Annotated in this window: 19 protein-coding genes; 11 read left to right on the top strand and 8 right to left on the bottom strand. The window is 33.9% G+C overall.

The features are described 5' to 3' along the window. Window position 1 precedes the first annotated feature (1 nt). Window positions 2-1,495, top strand: a complete 1,494-nt coding sequence (locus BJL90_RS20025) for a TrkH family potassium uptake protein (protein WP_070972418.1) — start codon at window positions 2-4, stop codon at window positions 1,493-1,495. 83 nt (window positions 1,496-1,578) lie between these two features. Here BJL90_RS20025 and BJL90_RS20020 read toward each other — a convergent pair whose 3' ends face one another. Then, the gene (locus tag BJL90_RS20020; protein WP_070972415.1) at window positions 1,579-2,262 is read right to left on the bottom strand and encodes a potassium channel family protein; all 684 of its coding nucleotides are present in this window, start codon (window positions 2,260-2,262) and stop codon (window positions 1,579-1,581) included. 283 nt (window positions 2,263-2,545) lie between these two features. Here BJL90_RS20020 and BJL90_RS20015 point away from each other — a divergent pair, with 283 nt between their 5' ends. The 10 genes from BJL90_RS20015 (at window position 2,546) to BJL90_RS19970 (ending at window position 12,905) form a co-directional block, all read left to right on the top strand. Beyond that, a complete protein-coding gene (locus BJL90_RS20015; protein ID WP_070972412.1) occupies window positions 2,546-4,381 on the top strand; it encodes an ATP-binding protein in 1,836 nt (611 codons plus the stop codon). Between the two features lie 42 nt (window positions 4,382-4,423). Next, window positions 4,424-4,999, top strand: coding sequence for a response regulator (locus tag BJL90_RS20010; protein ID WP_070972409.1), 576 nt, complete (start codon window positions 4,424-4,426; stop codon window positions 4,997-4,999). Between the two features lie 171 nt (window positions 5,000-5,170). Further along, window positions 5,171-5,593: a PPC domain-containing DNA-binding protein gene (locus BJL90_RS20005; RefSeq protein ID WP_070972406.1), complete on the top strand. Its 423-nt coding sequence runs from the start codon at window positions 5,171-5,173 to the stop codon at window positions 5,591-5,593. 216 nt (window positions 5,594-5,809) lie between these two features. After that, complete coding sequence (locus tag BJL90_RS20000) at window positions 5,810-6,568, top strand: IclR family transcriptional regulator (protein ID WP_070972403.1); 759 nt, start codon at window positions 5,810-5,812, stop codon at window positions 6,566-6,568. 331 nt (window positions 6,569-6,899) lie between these two features. Further along, entirely contained in the window at window positions 6,900-7,769 is an 870-nt protein-coding gene (locus tag BJL90_RS19995) for an acetaldehyde dehydrogenase (acetylating) (protein ID WP_472234902.1), read from the top strand. After that, window positions 7,769-8,770 carry a 4-hydroxy-2-oxovalerate aldolase gene (gene dmpG, locus BJL90_RS19990; RefSeq protein WP_070972397.1) on the top strand — a complete coding sequence of 334 codons (1,002 nt, stop codon included), beginning with the start codon at window positions 7,769-7,771 and terminating at the stop codon, window positions 8,768-8,770. Before BJL90_RS19995 ends, dmpG begins: the two co-directional genes overlap by 1 nt. Before the next feature lie 640 nt (window positions 8,771-9,410). Continuing rightward, complete coding sequence (locus BJL90_RS19985; RefSeq protein WP_070972394.1) at window positions 9,411-10,379, top strand: 2-keto-3-deoxygluconate permease; 969 nt, start codon at window positions 9,411-9,413, stop codon at window positions 10,377-10,379. Window positions 10,380-10,458: 79 nt separating this feature from the next. Continuing rightward, on the top strand, window positions 10,459-10,740 hold the full coding sequence (locus tag BJL90_RS19980; protein ID WP_070972391.1) for a UxaA family hydrolase: 282 nt from the start codon (window positions 10,459-10,461) through the stop codon (window positions 10,738-10,740). Window positions 10,741-10,773: 33 nt separating this feature from the next. Next, window positions 10,774-11,934, top strand: coding sequence for a UxaA family hydrolase (locus tag BJL90_RS19975; RefSeq protein WP_070972388.1), 1,161 nt, complete (start codon window positions 10,774-10,776; stop codon window positions 11,932-11,934). Between the two features lie 74 nt (window positions 11,935-12,008). After that, window positions 12,009-12,905 carry a dihydrodipicolinate synthase family protein gene (locus tag BJL90_RS19970; protein WP_070972385.1) on the top strand — a complete coding sequence of 299 codons (897 nt, stop codon included), beginning with the start codon at window positions 12,009-12,011 and terminating at the stop codon, window positions 12,903-12,905. A 197-nt stretch (window positions 12,906-13,102) separates the two neighbouring features. On the opposite strand, the gene BJL90_RS19965 is transcribed toward BJL90_RS19970, so the two are convergent. From BJL90_RS19965 to BJL90_RS19935, 7 genes are all read right to left on the bottom strand, one after another. Further along, window positions 13,103-13,855, bottom strand: coding sequence for a GGDEF domain-containing protein (locus BJL90_RS19965; protein ID WP_070972382.1), 753 nt, complete (start codon window positions 13,853-13,855; stop codon window positions 13,103-13,105). 30 nt (window positions 13,856-13,885) lie between these two features. Further along, a complete protein-coding gene (locus tag BJL90_RS19960) occupies window positions 13,886-15,757 on the bottom strand; it encodes a SpoIIE family protein phosphatase (protein ID WP_070972379.1) in 1,872 nt (623 codons plus the stop codon). 21 nt (window positions 15,758-15,778) lie between these two features. Then, entirely contained in the window at window positions 15,779-16,168 is a 390-nt protein-coding gene (locus BJL90_RS19955; protein ID WP_070972376.1) for a DUF1987 domain-containing protein, read from the bottom strand. Window positions 16,169-16,178: 10 nt separating this feature from the next. Then, window positions 16,179-16,727 carry a SiaB family protein kinase gene (locus tag BJL90_RS19950; protein ID WP_070972373.1) on the bottom strand — a complete coding sequence of 183 codons (549 nt, stop codon included), beginning with the start codon at window positions 16,725-16,727 and terminating at the stop codon, window positions 16,179-16,181. A 345-nt stretch (window positions 16,728-17,072) separates the two neighbouring features. Beyond that, window positions 17,073-17,396 (bottom strand): hypothetical protein, encoded by a 324-nt coding sequence (locus tag BJL90_RS19945; protein ID WP_070972371.1) that lies wholly within the window; start codon window positions 17,394-17,396, stop codon window positions 17,073-17,075. Window positions 17,397-17,839: 443 nt separating this feature from the next. Next, complete coding sequence (locus BJL90_RS19940) at window positions 17,840-18,403, bottom strand: HDIG domain-containing metalloprotein (RefSeq protein ID WP_070972368.1); 564 nt, start codon at window positions 18,401-18,403, stop codon at window positions 17,840-17,842. Window positions 18,404-18,424: 21 nt separating this feature from the next. Continuing rightward, entirely contained in the window at window positions 18,425-18,982 is a 558-nt protein-coding gene (locus BJL90_RS19935) for a helix-turn-helix domain-containing protein (protein WP_070972365.1), read from the bottom strand. Between the last annotated feature and the right edge of the window lie 268 nt (window positions 18,983-19,250).

Raw genomic sequence — 19,250 nt, 5'->3', positions numbered from 1 at the left:
AATGCTTTATCTAAAAATACTAAAGGAAAAATATAGTATGATTATAGGGTATGTTGGTATTATTTTAATTGGCTTGGGAATAACTTTGTTGTTACCTCTATTGATTTTACCAGCATATCCTCAAGAGATAGATACAGCAAAATATTTTTTAATTTCAGCGGTAATTACCGTTGCTATAGGATTTATTGCATCTAGAAGATTAAAAGCAGAGAAAACAACGAACCTGACCTTCCAGGAAGGCGGTATTATTGTTATTTTGTCATGGTTTATTACGGCACTTTTATCTACATTACCTTTTATCTTAGCAGGAATGCTAAACTTTACGCAAGCAACCTTTGAAACCGTCAGCGGTTGGACGACTACTGGTTTATCTGTAGTAGATGTAACTGAAGCGCCCAATACTTTTTTACTTTGGCGAAGTATTATGCAGTTTTTTGGTGGAGCCGGCATATCTGTTGTGATGGTTTCAGCAATTATTGGCCCTAATGGACAGGGGCTTTATAATGCTGAGGGAAGAACGGATAAACTACTGCCCAATGTGAGAAAATCAACAAAGTTAATTATGACAATATATAGTGGTTATGTTATTTCTGCAACGCTACTATATATTTTAGCCGGTATGCATTGGTTTGATGCCATCAATCATGCAATAGCCGCCTTATCCACTGGGGGTTTTTCAACCAGAACGGATAGTATAGGGGCTTATAATAGTCCTTTAATAGAAGCGCTTACTATTGTATTTATGCTTTTGGGTACAACAAACTTTGGGGTTCATTTTTTGCTGCTAAAAGGAGAATTTAAATCAGTACTACGAAATGGAGAAGTAAGAATTCTAGGGTTTTTGTTGGCTTTAACCATTCCAGTAGTAGCAATAGGAGCATTATTACCTCTTTATGGAACGCTTACTAAGAGTTTTAGAATCACTGCTTTTGAACTGATTTCAGCCTTATCAACGACAGGTTTTTCAACAGTGGGGTATCAAGCGTGGGCAACATCTGCTGTATTTATTATGATTGTTTTAATGATCATTGGTGGAGGCGTAGGGTCTACTGCTGGGGGATTAAAATTATATAGAGTATATTTATTATTTAAGTCATTATGGTGGGAACTAAAAGGTTATCTCTTACCGTCAAAGTCTGTTAGGCAGAATTATGTTTGGAGAAGCGAAGGAAAATATTATGTTGAGCAAAGCCATATTATTCAAACGGCTAATTTTGCAATGATTTATATGCTGACTTATGCTATTGGCGTCCTTATATTCTTATTTTATGGTTATCCTTTAAAAGAATCTATGTTTGAATTTGCATCAAGTTTAAGCACGGTAGGTCTTTCAATGGGTATTACTTCTCCTGATGCCCCGATAGGTATTTTGTGGACACAAATTATTGGTATGATGTTAGGTAGGTTGGAGTTTATCGTAATATTTTTCGCAAGCATTAAATTAATGAAGGATATTCGATTTATGTTTTTAGCTAAAAGGAAAACCAGTTCATAAAAAAGTATAGATAAAACCAAAAGAGGACTAGTAAGTAGATGGATTATATTCAACCATTTACTTACTAGTCCTCTTCATTACTATTAACTATATTGTTCACTGTATATTCTTTTTTCTAAAATTTTATTTTTAAAGCTTTCAAGATTGACTACAGAACCACCAATAACTAAAGTATCAGTAGATTTGAGTATATCATCAGCTTTAGGCAAAATATTGATATTGCCATTACTTTTAATAGCAATAATATTGATATTGTATTTTAAATTTATTTCCAAATCCATAAGTGTTTTATTGTGCCATTCTCTTAAAACCTTAACTTCGACTGCGCTATATTCGGAGGATAAGTACATAAGTTCGAAAAAACTACTGTATTTTAAGTTGTTGGCTAATCGTTGGCCCATTTCCTTTTCTGGAAGGATCACTTCATCTGCACCAACCTTCATCAAGATCTTGCCGTGAATTTCGTCATGGGCTTTCGCAATAATATGACGAATACCTAAAATTTTTAGATGCATAATAGTAGTAATGGAAGCATCTAAATCTGATGAAAATCCTACAATTGCAGTATCAAAATTGCTAATGCCAGATGTTTTTAAACTGTTTAAGCTAGTAGCATCTAATGATAAAGAAGTGCTAATTGCAGTAGAAATTTTATTGATTACTTCTATATTTTTATCTATAGCTATCACTTTATTTCCAAGTTTTTCAAGGCTATAGGCTAAGCCTTCACCAAAATGCCCCAGTCCAATAACAGCTACCTGTTTCATACCTATCATCCCTACCTATCTGTATAGATTGTTTTTCATAAAATGCATTAATACTGTATTTTTAGTTACATGGTAACATTATATCTAATACAATCTTTAATCCCAAATGACTATCTAAGCACTTTTATTTTTTATCCTATTAATAGGCGGCGATAAAATGAAATTAGCTCAACATTACATAGAGTTTTCTCTGTGTTCTTCCATTTTAGATTAGTAGTTTAATTTGAAGTGTTGAAAGCGGTACTATATACTTAGAAGATAAGACGATATAGTGGGTGAATCAATGAGAAGCTTAAAACATAAAATATCTTTAATTTATCTTATTTTAGTGTGTATCATTGCTGTGGTAGGGCTAGTTTCGGTTGTAAATCTTTATGGTTTAACAAGAGAAATTGAGGGTTTAATTGTAGATAACTATAATAGTTTAGAAACCATCAGTAAGATGATTGAGTCATTGGAAAGACAAGATAGTGCTATATTGATTTATAGTAATGGAAAAACAGAAATAGGTTTAAAAGGTTTCGAAGACAATATGGAAAGTTTTTATTTATATTATCATAAAGGTAAAAACAATATAACGGAGATAGGGGAGCAAGAAATAATAACATCAATAAACAAGCATTATATCGAATATATTGCCTTGTTTCGACAATTAGAAAAAATTCAAGCTACTGATTCTCCAGATGTGCTAATGGAATTTTACTTAGGGGAAATTACTCCTAAGTTTCTAGCCCTTAAGGAAGACTTGAAGGCGCTAGAAGATATCAATGAAACAGCTATGTTTCGGAGAAAAACCCAAGTAGTAAGAAATTCACAGGCTTCAACAAAGATAATTTTCCTTCTGTCAGTGATTTCTGTCATTAGTGGATTCGTTATTTCAAGATATTTAGCAGATAAATTTACTAAACCTGTTGAGCAACTTACGAAAGCCATGAGGCTAGTAGAAGCGGGGGATATAGATAAACAAATAGAAATTACTTCGAATGATGAAATAGGAATATTAGCTCAGGAGTTCAATAAAATGACAGAAAGACTGTTGGTTTTTGAAAAGAGTACTTTAGGAAAAGTAATCACCGAGAAAAACAAGTCTGTTGCAATTGTAAAAAGCATATCAGATCCATTGATGGTACTCGACAATAAATATAGAATTACCTTAATCAATAAAGCTTTTGAAGATTTCTTTCATATTAAAGAAAAAGAGGCTTACAATAGGTACTTTTTTGAAATTATTTATAAGGAAAATTTATATAATGATATCACCAGTATTTTTGATGATGAAATCTCAAAACATAAAGAAAATATCTTTTATTTTGAGTCTGATCATGGTCATTATTATTTCAATATTGTTGTCACAAAAATTATTGATACGGCTTCAGATAGGAAGGGCGTCGTTGTGCTTTTTCAAAATGTTACTGAGCTAAAAGAATTGGAAAAAATGAAAACCAACTTTATCTCAACAGTTTCCCATGAGTTTAAAACCCCTCTGACTTCTATTATGATGGGTACAAGCTTATTGAATGATGGTGCTATAGGAGATCTTAATGAACAACAAAGAAATGTATTAACTTCTATGGAAGAAGATTGTCAAAGCATGGCTAATTTGGTAGATGATTTATTGTACATGTCTAAAATTCAATCAACCAAAGCGGCCTATGATAAAAAGTATGTTTCAATTGCTTGTGTTATTCAACAAGCAATTAAGCCATTTTATCTTCAAGCATCTAGTAAAAAGGTAAAATTGTATACGGTAGTTCCCCAGGACTTGCCTAATGTATATATTGATCAAGAAAAAGTTACTTGGGTAATCAATAATCTTGTTATAAATGCTTTGAAATACACTGATGCAGGCGACGAAATAGCTCTTTATGTTGAAGAAAAACAAAAGAAAATTATTATCACTGTAAAGGATACAGGGATAGGCATACCGCAGGAATATGTAGGGAAAATTTTTGACCAATTTGTGCAAGTAGAGGATTCAGGCCTAGAAATTAGAGGCACTGGCCTAGGTTTATCTATTGCAAAGGATATTGTTGAAGCCCATGGAGGAGAAATATGGTGTGAAAGTACAGTAGATATTGGAAGCAGCTTTAGTTTTACTTTACCTCCAGATGTAACTTAGCAACAAATAAACAAAAAACTTCACTAGGCAAGGAGGATGGAAATGAGAAAGGTATTAATAGCTGATGATACAAAAAATATTAGACAACTACTAATTACCTGTTTACAGCATGAGGGTTATGATGTCACTAGTGTAGAGAATGGAGAAGAGGCAATAGAAGCATTTAAGAAGGGGAACTTTGACTTAGCTTTTATAGATATAAAGATGCCTAAGATCAGTGGAACAGAGGTCCTACGCCAAATTCGCAGCATAGGTATAAAAACTCCAGTAATCATTATTACAGCATTTGCAACTGTAAAAAATGCTGTAGAATGCACACAAATGGGGGCAGTAGCCTATATGCAAAAACCCTTTACCACCAATAGGATAAAACAAGTATTACAAGAAGTTATCAATGAGAACAAATCCTTAGAAAGTCTTTTGGAGATTGCGAAGAATAAACTTTCCAATAATCTTATGGAAGAGGCTTTAACTATTTTGAAGAAGGCTTTGTCCATTGACCCTGCTTGTGCCAATACTTATTATTTACTGGCTAAAGTATATGAAAAAATGGGAAATCTTCATGAGGCAAAACACTTTAGTGAGGTTTATAAATTATTTCAAGAAGAAAGCGAATGAAGGATTTTTGCAAAGGTAGTTCTTAAAAAATACAATGGGTTTTATTAACTTCTAAAGGAAAATTTGTTATAATTATAAATTATACAGGCATAAGAAATATCTAGAAAATAAGTAAGCATACTAAATAAGGTATAGCTTTATGCTATATCAGACGAACAAAGGAGTGGAAGTATGGAATATAAGCAGTTTGGAAACAAGTACATCATAAGAATGGATAAGGGAGAAGAAGTTGTTCAGACCCTTAAAGAGTTTTGTCAAAGCCATAAGATTACATTAGGATGGGTTAAAGGTATTGGCGCAGTAAACAAAGTAACTGTAGGTTTGTTTGAAACGAAAACAAAAAAATATCATAGTACTGAATTAACAGGAGACTATGAAATTACTAGCCTTTTAGGGAATATCTCTACGATGAAGGGAGAGACCTATCTACATCTACATATTAATTTGTCAGATGATGAATATAAAACCTATGGAGGACACTTAAACCTTGCTATAGTAAGTGCTACTGGTGAATTTATGGTGGAGGCTGTTGAAGGAAATGTAGATCGCGCTTTTAGCGAAGAGATAGGACTAAATTTATACAAATTTGACTAATCCTTATGGCAGTTTTTTTCAATTATTACTGTTGCGATAGAGGATTTTTCCCCCAGTGTTTTTAAAAATATTGGGGGAATATTTACATAAGATTCAATTTAATGAAAAATTTAGAATTTTATGTTGACAAAAGAAAACGTTTCATATATTATGAAAACATAATTTAAGCGACAAAGTCATTGGCAGTCTAAACACGAAGAAAGGAATGTGCTTGATTTGGAAGAGGGCTATATTAAATCAATTCTTAGAGGATTATCGGTTATAGAGGTTCTTGGAAAAGAGAAGGAACTGGGTGTAACTGAGTTAGGAGATGCGCTGGGTTTAAATAAAAGTACTGTATTTAGCATTATAAAAACATTAGAATTTGCTGGATATCTTTATAAAAATCCTAAAACAGGGAAGTATAAATTAAGTTTAAAGTTATATTCCATTGGACGTGAAGCTTTTAATCATTTAGATATTATTGAAGTGATAAAACCTTATTTAGAAAAACTATCAAATAAATATCAAGAAACCATCCACTTAGTAGCAGCCGATAGGCGTGAAGTTGTATATATAGATAAAATAGAAAGCAACCAGTCGGTGAGGATTTGTTCAAAGGTGGGGGAAAGGTTACCCATGCACTGCACTGGTGTAGGAAAGGCTATACTTGCTTATCAATCAGATAAGGAGATAGAAGAATATATAAGGGAAAAAGGGTTAACAGCGTATACAAAAAATACAATAACAGAACCAGAAAGCTTTAGACAAGAACTTAAAAACGTTGTAAAGAATGGTTATAGTTTAGATAATGAAGAGGTAGAAGAAGGTTTGTTTTGTATAGCCGCTCCTATTTATAACTTCGACAAAGAAATTGTTTACGCCATCAGTGTATCTGGACCAAAATTTAGAATGACAGAGGATAAAGTGAAAAACATCGTTAAAGATGTTAAAAATACCTGTAGAGAGATTTCTCAAAAACTAGGATATATGTAATTATTTTTTTGCCTATTACTATGAACGTAGTGCGATATTATCGCACTGCAAAAGATGCCTATTTATATAGGGATGAAAGTTTTTTTAAAATATTTTTTGTAGAGTTTAAAAGGTTTTATAAAAAAATAGGGTATAGAAGCATTTTTTTTACAGAATAAACTGAACGTGGTGCGATAATATCGCACAATATGTTGTGTTTTTATTTACTATACATTAGTGTTAATTTAAATCACAATCTTCCATAAAGAGCCTTTTGGCTTTTCGGGGGGAGTGGCAGCGTTTAGGGGAACTTAGTTTCTAAAATAAGAAAAATAAAAAAGGAGGGACTATCTTGAAAACAAAGGTAGCTATTATTGGTCCAGGTAATATAGGAACAGATCTTATACATAAAATATTGAGAAAAGAAAATTTAGAATTGGTCCTGGTGGTAGGAATAGATCCTCAATCAAAGGGTCTTCAGATTGCTAGAAAAAATGGTATAGAAACATCCTACAAAGGAATTGAAGCAGTATTAGAAAGAGATGATATTAAAATTGTGTTTGATTGTACAGGGGCAAAATATCATCTGCAACATGCTCCCCTTTTAAAAGAGGCAGGAAAAATTGCTATTGACTTGACGCCTGCAGCTGTTGGGCCCTATGTTGTGCCTAGCGTTAATTTAGAGGAGCATCTGGCATCCCCCAATATCAACTTAATTACCTGTGGTGGGCAAGCAACGATTCCGATGATTAATGCTATTAGTAATGTAACATCCATTGCTTATGCGGAAATTGTTGCAACAATTGCCAGCAAAAGTGCTGGATCAGGAACCCGTCAAAACATAGATGAGTTTACAAAAACAACTACCAAGGGAATAGAAATTGTAGGTAAGGCGAAGAAGGGGAAAGCAATCATCCTATTAAATCCAGCAGAACCTCCAATTATGATGAAGAATACCATCTATGTCTTAACGGAAGAGGAGAATCCTAACAAAGAAGCAATCGTTCAAGCTATTAAAGATAGAGAAAAAGAAATACAAGCATATATACCGGGATATAGGGTGAAGGTAGGGCCTATCGTTGAAGGAAATAAAATTACTACTGGCATTGAAGTGGAAGGTTCAGGGGATTTTCTACCAAAGTATTCAGGAAATCTTGATATTATTAATGCAGCAGCAGCGGCTATTGCAGATAAATTAGCAGAAAAGGGAGTGGCGAAGTAATGAAAAAAATATGGTTAACGGACACAACATTAAGAGATGGTAGTCACTCAGTGTCTCATCAATACAGCATAGATCAAGCTGTAACAATTGCTAAAGCTTTGGATGATGCTGAAATTGACATTATTGAGATTAGTCATGGAGATGGTCTTGCTGGTTCATCCCTACAGTATGGTTTTAGCAAAGCAACGGATAATGATTTGATTAAAGAAGTATCTGGCGTGATAAAGAACAGTAAACTTGCAGTTTTGATCCTCCCAGGTATTGGCACCTCAGCAGATTTAGAGATAGCTAGAAAATATGGCGCAGAGGTTGCTAGGGTGGCAACCCATGTAACAGAGGCAGATGTTTCTCAACAACATATTAAGGTTGCAAAAAGTATGGGCATGAAGACTGTAGGCTTTTTAATGATGGTTCATATGGCACCTGTAGAAAATCTGGTGGAACAAGCAAAGCTTATGGAAAGCTATGGTGCTGATATTGTTTATTGCACTGACTCTTCAGGTGCATTACTGCCTGATGGTGTGAAAGAAAGAATTACTGCTCTTAAAGAAAATCTTTCAGTGGATATTGGATTTCATGCCCATGATAACCTTAACTTAGCAATTGGCAATAGTTTAGCTGCTATTGAAGCAGGGGCTACTTATGTAGACTGTTCCTTAAATGGTGCGGGAGCAGGGGCAGGAAATGCTAGAACAGAGTCATTGGTAGCAGTACTAAAGAAGAGTGGTTATGAAACAAATGCCGACCTTTACAAGACCCTAGATACAGCAGAAAAGGTATTTAGAAAGATTGTGCCAGAAGCGACAAGACCAAATGATTTAACCTTGATGTTAGGCTATGCAGGTGTATATTCTAGTTTCTTACTCCATACCTATAAAGCCGCTGAAAAGTTTCATGTAGATCCAAGGGAGATTCTTGTGGAATTAGGAAAAAGAAAGGTTGTTGGCGGACAAGAGGATAGCATTATTGAGGTAGCCTATGAAATGAGTCAAAAGAAGTAATAGCTATATTTTCATCACTTTAAACAGGCTCAAACAGTAAAATATTGGATAAATCCCCCCTTAAAGCAGATGTGGATAAAACCATGAAAAAGCTACTTTAAGGGGGGTTATTATATTGCGTAAGGATAGTATTTGGTATTAAAGGTAATTAAGCATAAAGAAAAATTATTCCTTTTGAAAAATTATTTATTATCTACGTTGACAGTACTAAATGAATATGATAATATTTAGTCATAAGTTTATATAAACAAACAACATTCGTATATACGAACAAAATGAAGGTTGATAGGGTATACCCGCTATACTAAATAAAAGAGATTGAAGCTCTTAAAATCAACAAGTTTTTTACAGGAAAACAAAATATCTTTCAAAAAGAACATGAGAAGCTTTTGTGGAAACATTGATGAAAGAAAAAAAGTACATGGAATTATTAAGGAAAATACCCAATAAAAATTATTGTTTTCTGAAAACGTTAGTCAAGTATTTTTAGAGCAGAAGTGGCGCAAGAGAAGATTCAATCATAAAGTTTATGAAAACGAATTCTCAAGCAGGATCTATTAAAGTGAAGAAGCTGGTATTGTCTATCTGCTATTCTACAATGAAACAAAACCTACATTAAAATTTAAGGAGGAGTAATGTTATGATTATGAAATTTCTAAAAAAAGTGCCTGCTGGTATGATGATTGTACCTATGCTTATTGCATCTCTCATCAATACTTTTGTTCCACAAATAGTACAAATTGGTTCTTTTACAACTGCTGTTTTTACTAGTGCTGGTGCAGCTACAGCTATTGGGATTCAGTTGTTTTGTCTAGGCACAACATTACAATTTAAAGAAATGCCTAAGGTTTTTAAAAGAGGCGGTATCTTACTTATATCAAAGTTTATCATCGGTGCAGCGATTGGTATTGCAATTGGAAAAATCTTTGGTATGGCTGGTGTTTTAGGATTAACTACATTATCTGTAATCAGTGCGGTAACAAACAGTAATGGTAGTGTTTATCTTTCTTTAATGAATACCTACGGAGACGAGACAGATTGTGCGGCTATGGCTCTACTAGCCCTGAATGATGGTCCCTTTTTCACATTAGTTGCTCTTGGTGCTTCAGGTCTTGCAAATATTCCGCTTATTTCTCTTTTAGCAGCTGTAGTACCTATTATTGTAGGTATGATTTTAGGTAACCTTGATACAGAGTTAAAAGATTTCTTAGCTCCTGCTGGAAACATTCTTATACCTTTCGTAGGATTTGCTTTAGGAGCTGGTATCAACATAACAAATATCGTTAAAGGTGGACCACAAGGAATTCTTCTTGGTTTAATGTGTACTTTAATAGGAGGAATTTTCATCTTAATTTGTGATAGATTTATTGGAGGTCGTCCAGGATATGCTGCATGGGCTGTGTCAACAACAGCTGGAAATGCGGTTGCGGTTCCAGCTGCAGTAGCGTTAATCGATCCAGCATGGGAGCCATATGTAGGCACAGCTACAACACAGGTTGCAGCAGCGGTTGTAGTTACTGCAGTATTAGTACCATTTATAACTGACTGGTGGGCGAAGAAATATGGATGCCCTAAAATCCCGCTAACAGATCAAAAAACTGGAGCTTAGGGGATATAGCAAATTTATAATAGAAAAAACTGTTTTAAATCCATTATATAAAACTAAAATTCAAGAGGAGTGAAAATCAATGGGTAATGCTTTAATTATCAACGAAAAAGATAACGTGGCAGTGTCAATTGAACCAATTACAAAAGGTACAGAAGTTAGCTGTAAGATGAATGATGGTTCTATCATAACAGTCACAGCTTTAGACGATATTATAATTTATCATAAACTTGCTACAAAGGACATTGCAAAAGATGAACCGGTTAGAAAATACGGTCAATATATTGGTGTTGCAGCTTGTGATATCAAAGCTGGTCAGCATGTACATGAGCATAATGTAGTGAGCAAGAGAGAAAATTCCTAACAATAAACTATATAATTTAGGGGGACCTTTAAAATGAATTTTTATGGATATAAAAGACCAGACGGTAGAGTCGGTGTAAGAAATCATATTTTAATTTTACCTGCAAGTATTTGTGCATCAGATACAACTAGAATTGTTGCATCTCAAGTAGAAGGTGCTGTTACTTTCAACAATCAAAATGGATGTTCCCAGGTGGAGGGAGATCAACAGCTTACAATGGATGTTATGGCGGGTTTTGCTGCTAACCCTAATGTTTATGGTACTGTTATTGTTTCTCTTGGCTGTGAAAATTGTCAGATGAATTTAGTTGTTGATGCCATCAAAGAAAGAACCAATAAACCTATGGAAACTTTCATTATTCAGGAAAATGGTGGTACATTAACAACAATTGAAAGAGCAGTTCGTGCTGCTAGAAAAATGGCTCAGGAAGCAAGCATGCTTAGAAGAGAAGAATTTCCTATTTCAGAGTTAATTATTGGTACAGAGTGTGGTGGATCTGACCCAACAAGTGGTTTAGCTTCAAATCCACTCATTGGAGAATTGAGTGATAGATTAGTAGCGCATGGAGCAACCTCTATTTTATCAGAAACAACAGAGCTTATTGGTGCTGAACATCTTCTAGCTGAACGTGCTAAAACACCAGAAGTTAGAGATAGAATTTATGAAATTGTTTATAGATATGAAAAAGCATTACAGTCAGTGGGTGAAGAAGTTAGAGAAGGAAATCCATCACCTGGTAATAAGGCAGGTGGTCTTACAACCCTTGAAGAAAAATCACTTGGATGTATCCACAAGGGTGGCCATACTGAGATTACTGCTGTATATGACTATGCTAAGCAGGTAAGTGAAAAAGGTCTTGTAATCATGGATACGCCAGGAAATGACCCTTCTTCTGTAGCGGCTATGGTTGCTGGTGGTGCTCAAATCATTGTATTTTCAACTGGAAGGGGAACACCTACAGGTAATCCAATTTCACCGGTTATCAAAATAACAGGAAATAAGATTACTTTCGAAAATATGATTGATAACATTGATATAGATGCCAGCCCAGTAATCTACGGACCACAGACGATGGATGAATTAGCAGATGCTTTCTTAGAAGAAGTTATCGAAGTAGCTAATGGTAAGAAAACAAAAGCTGAATCATTAGGTTATACAGAAATAGCGATTGCAAGACTATGTAACTACGTATAAACAAATTTAAGTACAAGCAGACTTTAAATTTATGGTCTGCTTGTATTGATTCATAATTAAAGGAGTTGAATTTAATGAAAAAAGCAAGCTTTTTAACACCGGTTGTAACAGCCTTTGATGCAAACGGGAATTTAGATATACAAGCAAATAAAAATATTTTTGATCATCTTATTAACGGCGGTGTGGATGGTCTAGTGATTATGGGTAGTACAGGTGAATTTTTTACTATGACTACAGAACAAAAGAAAGAACTAATCGACTTAGCTGTAAATTATGTCAATAAAAGAACAAAGGTTTATATTGGCACCAGTTGTATGTCAGTTGAAGATACTATTGAGCTTTCAAATTATGCTATTGAAGCAGGGGCAGATGCCGTAATGATCATTAGCCCTTACTACTTTTCACTTTCAGATGCAAGTGTTGAATTATTCTATGATCAGGTTGCAGAAGCAGTAAAAGGAGATATTTATCTATACAATTTTCCAGCGAGAACAGTACATGATTTAAGTCCAGAAGTTACCCTTAATCTTTTAAGAAGGCATAAAAACATTATTGGGTTTAAAGATACAGTTACTGAAATGGGGCATACTAGAAAGTTAATTACAACGATACAGGAAGAATTTCCAGATTTTATTGTATTATCAGGATTTGATGAAAACTTTGCTCATAATATTCTTTCTGGCGGAAGCGGTTGTATTGGTGGGCTTTCTAACATTTATCCAGAAATTTTTGCAGCATGGGTAAAAGCAATTAATGCAAGAGACATGGAAAAAGTATCAGAAATTCAGAAAATTGTCGATAAGCTGATGGACTTATATAATATTGATACACCATTTATTCCTATAGTAAAGAAGGCAATGATACTAAGAGGGGTTGAAATGCAAGATTATTGTACAGCACCTTTTATCCAAGCAGATGAGCAAAAAACAGAAGCGATTAAAGCTATTATGGATGAAGTAAAATTTATCTAATTTATCCTTAAGCACTACATCCTGGAAGTAAATGAGAAAATAATCGTTAATAAAGCTTAGTGTTTTAAAATGACATTTGAAATATAAAATATAAAATAAAGAGAAGCTATCATTGATATCTGATAGTTCCTCTTTGTGTTTTTGCATAGAGATAAATAAATTATTGCATGCTGTTTTTTCTTATGCTCATAAACTATTTATACTGGTCTTCTTTTTTTGAAACTTTGTTTATGAGCATACATTTTTTTATCCACCAATTCAATAAGTGCATCAACGGAAGGCTCTTTTTGGGAATCCACTTGAAGTATTCCATAGCTAAAAGATAGACTATAGGGGTTTTGATTCTTTTCGTTTTGTATATTAATTTTTTTTTGGATTCTATCAATGATGGCTTCAACATTTTTAGAAGTACATTTGGGGAAAATAATGAGAAATTCATCTCCACCCAGTCTGCAAAGTATATCATATTCCCGTATTTCTTCTTTAATAGAATTGCATAGTAAAACTAAGAGATCATCCCCCTCTGTGTGTCCATAGTTATCATTTACAAATTTTAAATCATTAATGTCAAGATAACAGATGGAAAAGACTTCTCCACTTCTTTTTGTTATTTTTATTAAATTGTCAAGCATAGATAGCCCCATCCCTCGATTGTATGCACCAGTGAGGGTATCTATAGCAGCTAAATATCGAAGTTTTTCCTCAGCTTTGACACGATTTTCGATTTCCTGTTGTAGGTCGTCTTGAATGCGATGCAAATACTCCTGCTGTCCGTCACTAATCTTTACAATTTTTTCAACTTCTTTTAGTAGTTTAGCAAATTGCCCAACAAGAAAGCAGTACTGTTCAAATAGTGGATTTTGATTATAAATATTGCTATGAATCACTTCCTCTGCCTTTTTTAAAATAAGTTCTTCTGATTTAAATATACTATGCTTTTTATCTTTCATGCGATTACCTTCTTCCCAATATCTATGTTCCTATTGCATTTTAAATGCTATCAAAGAAATATCATCACGTTGCGATTCATCCTTCATATATTCTTCCAAGGTCTTTTCAAAGATAGCTTTCATCGATGGCATAGAGGAGACATCACATTTTTCTATAAGTTGGTGGAAACGTTTGGTTCCAAAAGGATAATTCTTAGGGCCACCGTTCTGGTGCAGGAAGCCATCTGAAGTAAGTATAAAGACATCTCCTTCTTTTATGGGCAGTACAACATTGGACAAATTTGCATCTAGGTTTGTGACATGATACCCGACACTTTTTTTAGATCCTTTGAATATCCGTAATTCTTGCGGGTTTTTTATATATAAATCTATTTTTGCTCCTGCATAAATCAATTGGGATTTGTTTTTTATGCAGCATATAGCAATATCCAAGCCATCATCCGTAGCCTGGGTATTACTATCCTTATGTAAAGCTTGTTTTAAGCGTTGATGCAGCTCTTTAAGGATAATTTCCGGATTATCTTTATTTTGGGTATCGATAATATTGTAAAGGATAGCATTTACTGTCATGGTCATGAGTGCGCCTGGTACGCCATGACCAGTGCAATCACCTACCGCCAATACAATGGTATCTTCAACTTCCTGTAGCCAATAGAAATCACCGCCCACCACATCTCGAGGACGCCAAATGACAAAGTACTCTTTAAAAATTCTTTGTAAATCCTTCTTGGAGGGAAGAATAGATTCTTGCATTCTCTTAGCATAATCAATGCTATCCATTACTTTTACGTTGGTTTCTTTTAGCTCCTGAGTTCTTTCAGTTACTTTTTTTTCTAATTCTTTGTTTAGTAATATTGCTTGTCTATAAGGATTGGCTATTTTCTTAGTTATTATATAAAACACCGTCACAAAAAACAGTAGTACCAATATAATTGTTAAAGTTGTACTTGTTCTAAGTGAAGCAATTAAAGAAATGCTTTCAGACCTCGGTAATTGATAGTACAATATCCAGTCACTTGAATGAAGGGTGTAAAAAGCATAATCAATCATTTCGCCGTCAATGTTTTTGTATTCAGATACAAAATAATCATCTTCATTGTTCAGGATTTGATTTTGCATTTGATTGATGACTTCATGAGGAAGAAATTCTCTAACATTTTTTCCTCTATTATCAAGATCATCTGATAGCTTGATAATATTATTTTCATCGATTAGCCATAGATTACTCTTTTCTCCAACTTTGAATTGTTGAAATTCTGAAGATATTTCACGAAGACTTAATCCCACACCTGCGATACCTAAAGGAGCATCAGTATTTCCAACCAAGGCATTTACAAATAAAAAAGTATCATTTAACCCTCTATTAAAATCTACATTCAGTGATATTGGCTTTTTTGAAGTGAGGGTGTCATAAAACCAAATATCAGCTGGATTTTCTTTTGACAGTATCATCAAATGGGTGTTATGGATGTTTGAATGCGTACTATCTGCAAAATAATAATGATGGGTTTGCGTACTAGCAATAAACGTACTGTCATAATCATAAGAAACAGCAATATCCTTCAACCTATTTAAAATAATCTCTCCTTGGTCCATATGCATCTCTGCATTCATTAACCATTCATGATTATAAGGGTCTTTTGCGATAATATAGGAGGTTTCCATGGCCCGCTGGATTCTGCCTTCGATTTTTTCAGACATAGACTTAACAATAAAAATAAGATCTTGTGACTGGGTTTTAGCTATTAAGGCATTTTTTGTACTGTTATAGCTGAGAATACCAGTGATGATAACAGCCAAAGATATCAGAATACTGGCTAACAGTACAATTCTAAATAAATTTTCAGTGAGTACATAGATATAGCCTTTGCCTATGGTATTTGATTCCCTGTTCTTTATCATGAACGATTGACCTCCATAGCATTAGTTAGTATCTTCTGCTGGTATAAAGAGAAAAGGTATGTCAACATCCTCCATTAAATCTTGCCCCATCTCATAATCAAAGCCATTCTCTTCATCATAAATCCAATGGATGATTATTTTTTTACCTTGAAGATAAGCTTTGTTAAGCTTTTCTATTAAGACAATTAGACACTTAGTACTACTGGTGTTGATGTAGGATAGGAAAAATTCTGCTATTGTTTCTTCTTCTTCAACTTTAGCAAAATATTCATCTAACCATTTATAAATAGGCTCATATACGTTATAGGCATTTTCCGGATAAGACTGACCTTCAAACACTAATTTTTTTTCATCATAATCTAATGCTACGTAGGGTGTGCTTTTTGTACCTTCAACAATATATTTATTCATAATATTCACCTCACACAGAGACTGTTAATGTATAAAATGATAAAGTCTCATTTATTTTTTCAAAATGATATTCAATAGGCCTAGATGCTTTTCTTGCAATCTGCACCAGGCCAAGACCTGCTCCTCCTGTCTCTTTGTCAATCTCTGTTCTCATTACTTCTTTATAGTGACGTTTTAGGGATTCCATATCCAAAGATAGTATTTTATCGAGTTTTTCTTTTAAATTTTCTATATCGCTATTAAAAATAATATTTCCAGAATTGACGCAGTATCCATGCTGGGTTTTGGTAATTGCGATAACACCTGATCCAGAAACCATGAAATAATCTTCTTCTGTTTCTTTTGACTTAAGATAATTTCTTATGTTTTGAGCTAACTCAACAAAGGTAAAAAATGCTGCACTGACTTTTCCTTTCGTTACCTGTTGGTCTAATAATCTTAGCCTTAAAGCATCCCCTAGTTCTTCGATCAATCCCTGGGAAAAGGTTCCTGAAAAAATTAATTCAATATTAGACTCCTTCAACTGCTTTTGGAGCCTATAAATATTGTTGCTTTCCATCAGTTTTCCTCCTTTTATTCTAAGCAAGGCATCAAATTTTCTATCCGACAAAAAATAACCAAAAATTACAAATTCTTATTTTATTATATAAGAGAATTTAAATAAAGTCTACATGGTGAGAAGGTAAATTGCTAGATCTTTGTAAAGGTATAAAAGATAATATAGAAAAGGAGAGAATAAGAAAAAAAGAAAAAAAGTCCAGTGATTTGCCTTTGACTTTGGAAGATACCTAAATTTTGCTGTCATGAGTACCACTGGGTAATTTATGATAGAAGTTATTGAGGAAAGTATGGATGGGGATGTTCAAGAAATAATAAATTAGAGTCTGCATAAGCTTGAATAAATTTATTGTTCTTTACGTTTGAAATTGCTGGATTGATATCTAGCTGGTATTTCAGGAGGTGGAGAAGGGGGACCAGCGAGAGGATGTCTAGGGGCATGGACAACAGTAATGCTGCTCAGGATAACTTCTTTTTCTAATAAATGACCATTTTCATCATACCTTTCACGGATTTCTGCCCTTGGAACTACTACGGTTACTTCATGAGGAATTTCTGGACTAGTGATTCGCTGCATTTTAATGTATAAGCCATTCAATGTTACTTGAATAGAATCCGATTGACTTTCCTTTTTCTTTAAGAATTTAGATAAAACATCTTTAACAGACACAGTACTTCCTCCTTTGATTAAAGTTTATTCTACTGAAGTATAAAAAGTGATAGGTTCTTAAAAATATATGGAAGGAAATTCGTAGGAGGAAGCACTGCAGATCTAAACAATAGGAAATAGATAGATATTTACCTTAGAAAAAGTAGAAATATTCTACTGGATAGATTAACATTTTTATGCATATAGCTATAAATAAAATCTTATATGATATATTATTATTATAAAATGTTGAAGAAAAGAGGTGTTTATGATGAAAGCGTCTAGAAAGAAGACCTTTGATACAATAATAGCTTTAAAACCTGTTGTCTGGATAAATGATGCTACTGATAGAATTTGAGGAAAGTCCCTTTCTATTTAGTAGCATCATTCTGAAAGCAGAAGAGGATATTTATTTTGGCGATAATTCAGTGACAGTAAAAACTTTCCCTGAATGAAGAGCCATCTTATATACCAGCAAGCTCAAGCTCAGTTGCTGCCTCCTTCATGCCTTCAATTGTCCAAAGAATGACTGTATCTAAATCCATAGCTATCATTTCACAGCCAGCAAGAATAACTTCACGATCTACACCAGCGGCAAAACTTTTTGATTTAAACTTCTTCTTTACTGACTTAACTTCAAGTTCTAATATACTTTTATCTGGTCGCATTAAAACTGCCGCCGTTATCAATCCTGTAAGTTCATCGATGGCATATAATACCTTTTCCATTTTGCGAGTAGGCTCTACATCAATACAGATATTCCATCCATGAGAGATTACTGCATGAATGATATCATCATCAACCCCTTCTTTTTCCAGAATTTCTTTGCTTTTGTGACAATGTTCATCTGGATAGAGCTCGTAATCAATATCATGTAGAAGACCAACAATACCCCAATATTTCTCATCTTCATTATTTTTTCTAGCAAAATAGCGCATTACAGCCTCTACAGCAAGACCATGGATAATCAATGACTTGCTTTTATTGTACTTTGTTAGTAATTCATAAGCATGTTCTCTGGTTATCATAAGTTAAACCTCCTTAAAATTTTAAATTGCGTCATATGAGTAATGGATGAGTAGGACAAATCTGGCAATTTCTGTGCCTGCATTATAGTAGCAGTGGACTGTATCGGCATTAAATTTAATGGCTTGTCCCTTCTTTACTTTGTCCACTTGATTTCCATGCTCAATGACGATTTCACCGTCAAAAACGATGATATACTCCAACGTACCTTTGGGATGTGGTTCACCCAGTGCTTTGCAGGTTGGTTGAAGTGTCATTTCATACATTTCAAAGTTTCTCTTTGAGTCAAATGGAAAAAATGGTGAGCATTCATAAAGCCCATCATCGCTTATCATCAGTGCTATTTGACTTTTATCAATGACACGCGTTTCTACTTCTGGTAACTCGATAAGTACGGAGAAGGGAACTTTAAGGCCATTTGCAATTTTCCACACGGTTGTAATGGTTGGATTAGCATCACCACGTTCAATTTGGCCTAGCATGCTTTTGCTTACCCCAGTAACTTCTGCTAATTTTTCAATTGTCAGGTTTCTAGAATTCCGAATTCTTCTTATATTTTCTCCTACAGCTGCATTAATCATTAAAAGAAACCTCCATTGACTAATGTTCAATATAGTAATTAAAAAGTTTAATATATTGAAAAAAGTATTATAAAATATATTACACCAACATAAATATTATGTCAAGAAAAACTTGAAATATAGCAACGAGAATGTAAAATGTTGGGATTTGTGTTTTTTAAAATGAGATTTTTTGTGATACAATACTTTAAAAGATAACCAACCTATCGATGAAGTAAGAACCTCTTACTTCTGCAAGTGGTGAGTACCTTCAAAAGGAGTGAAGACA

Source organism: Clostridium formicaceticum (assembly GCF_001854185.1).
Lineage (GTDB): Bacteria > Bacillota > Clostridia > Peptostreptococcales > Natronincolaceae > Andreesenella > Andreesenella formicacetica.
Note: the sequence above shows the minus strand (reverse complement) of the source record. Positions and strands in the feature narration are given on the sequence as shown.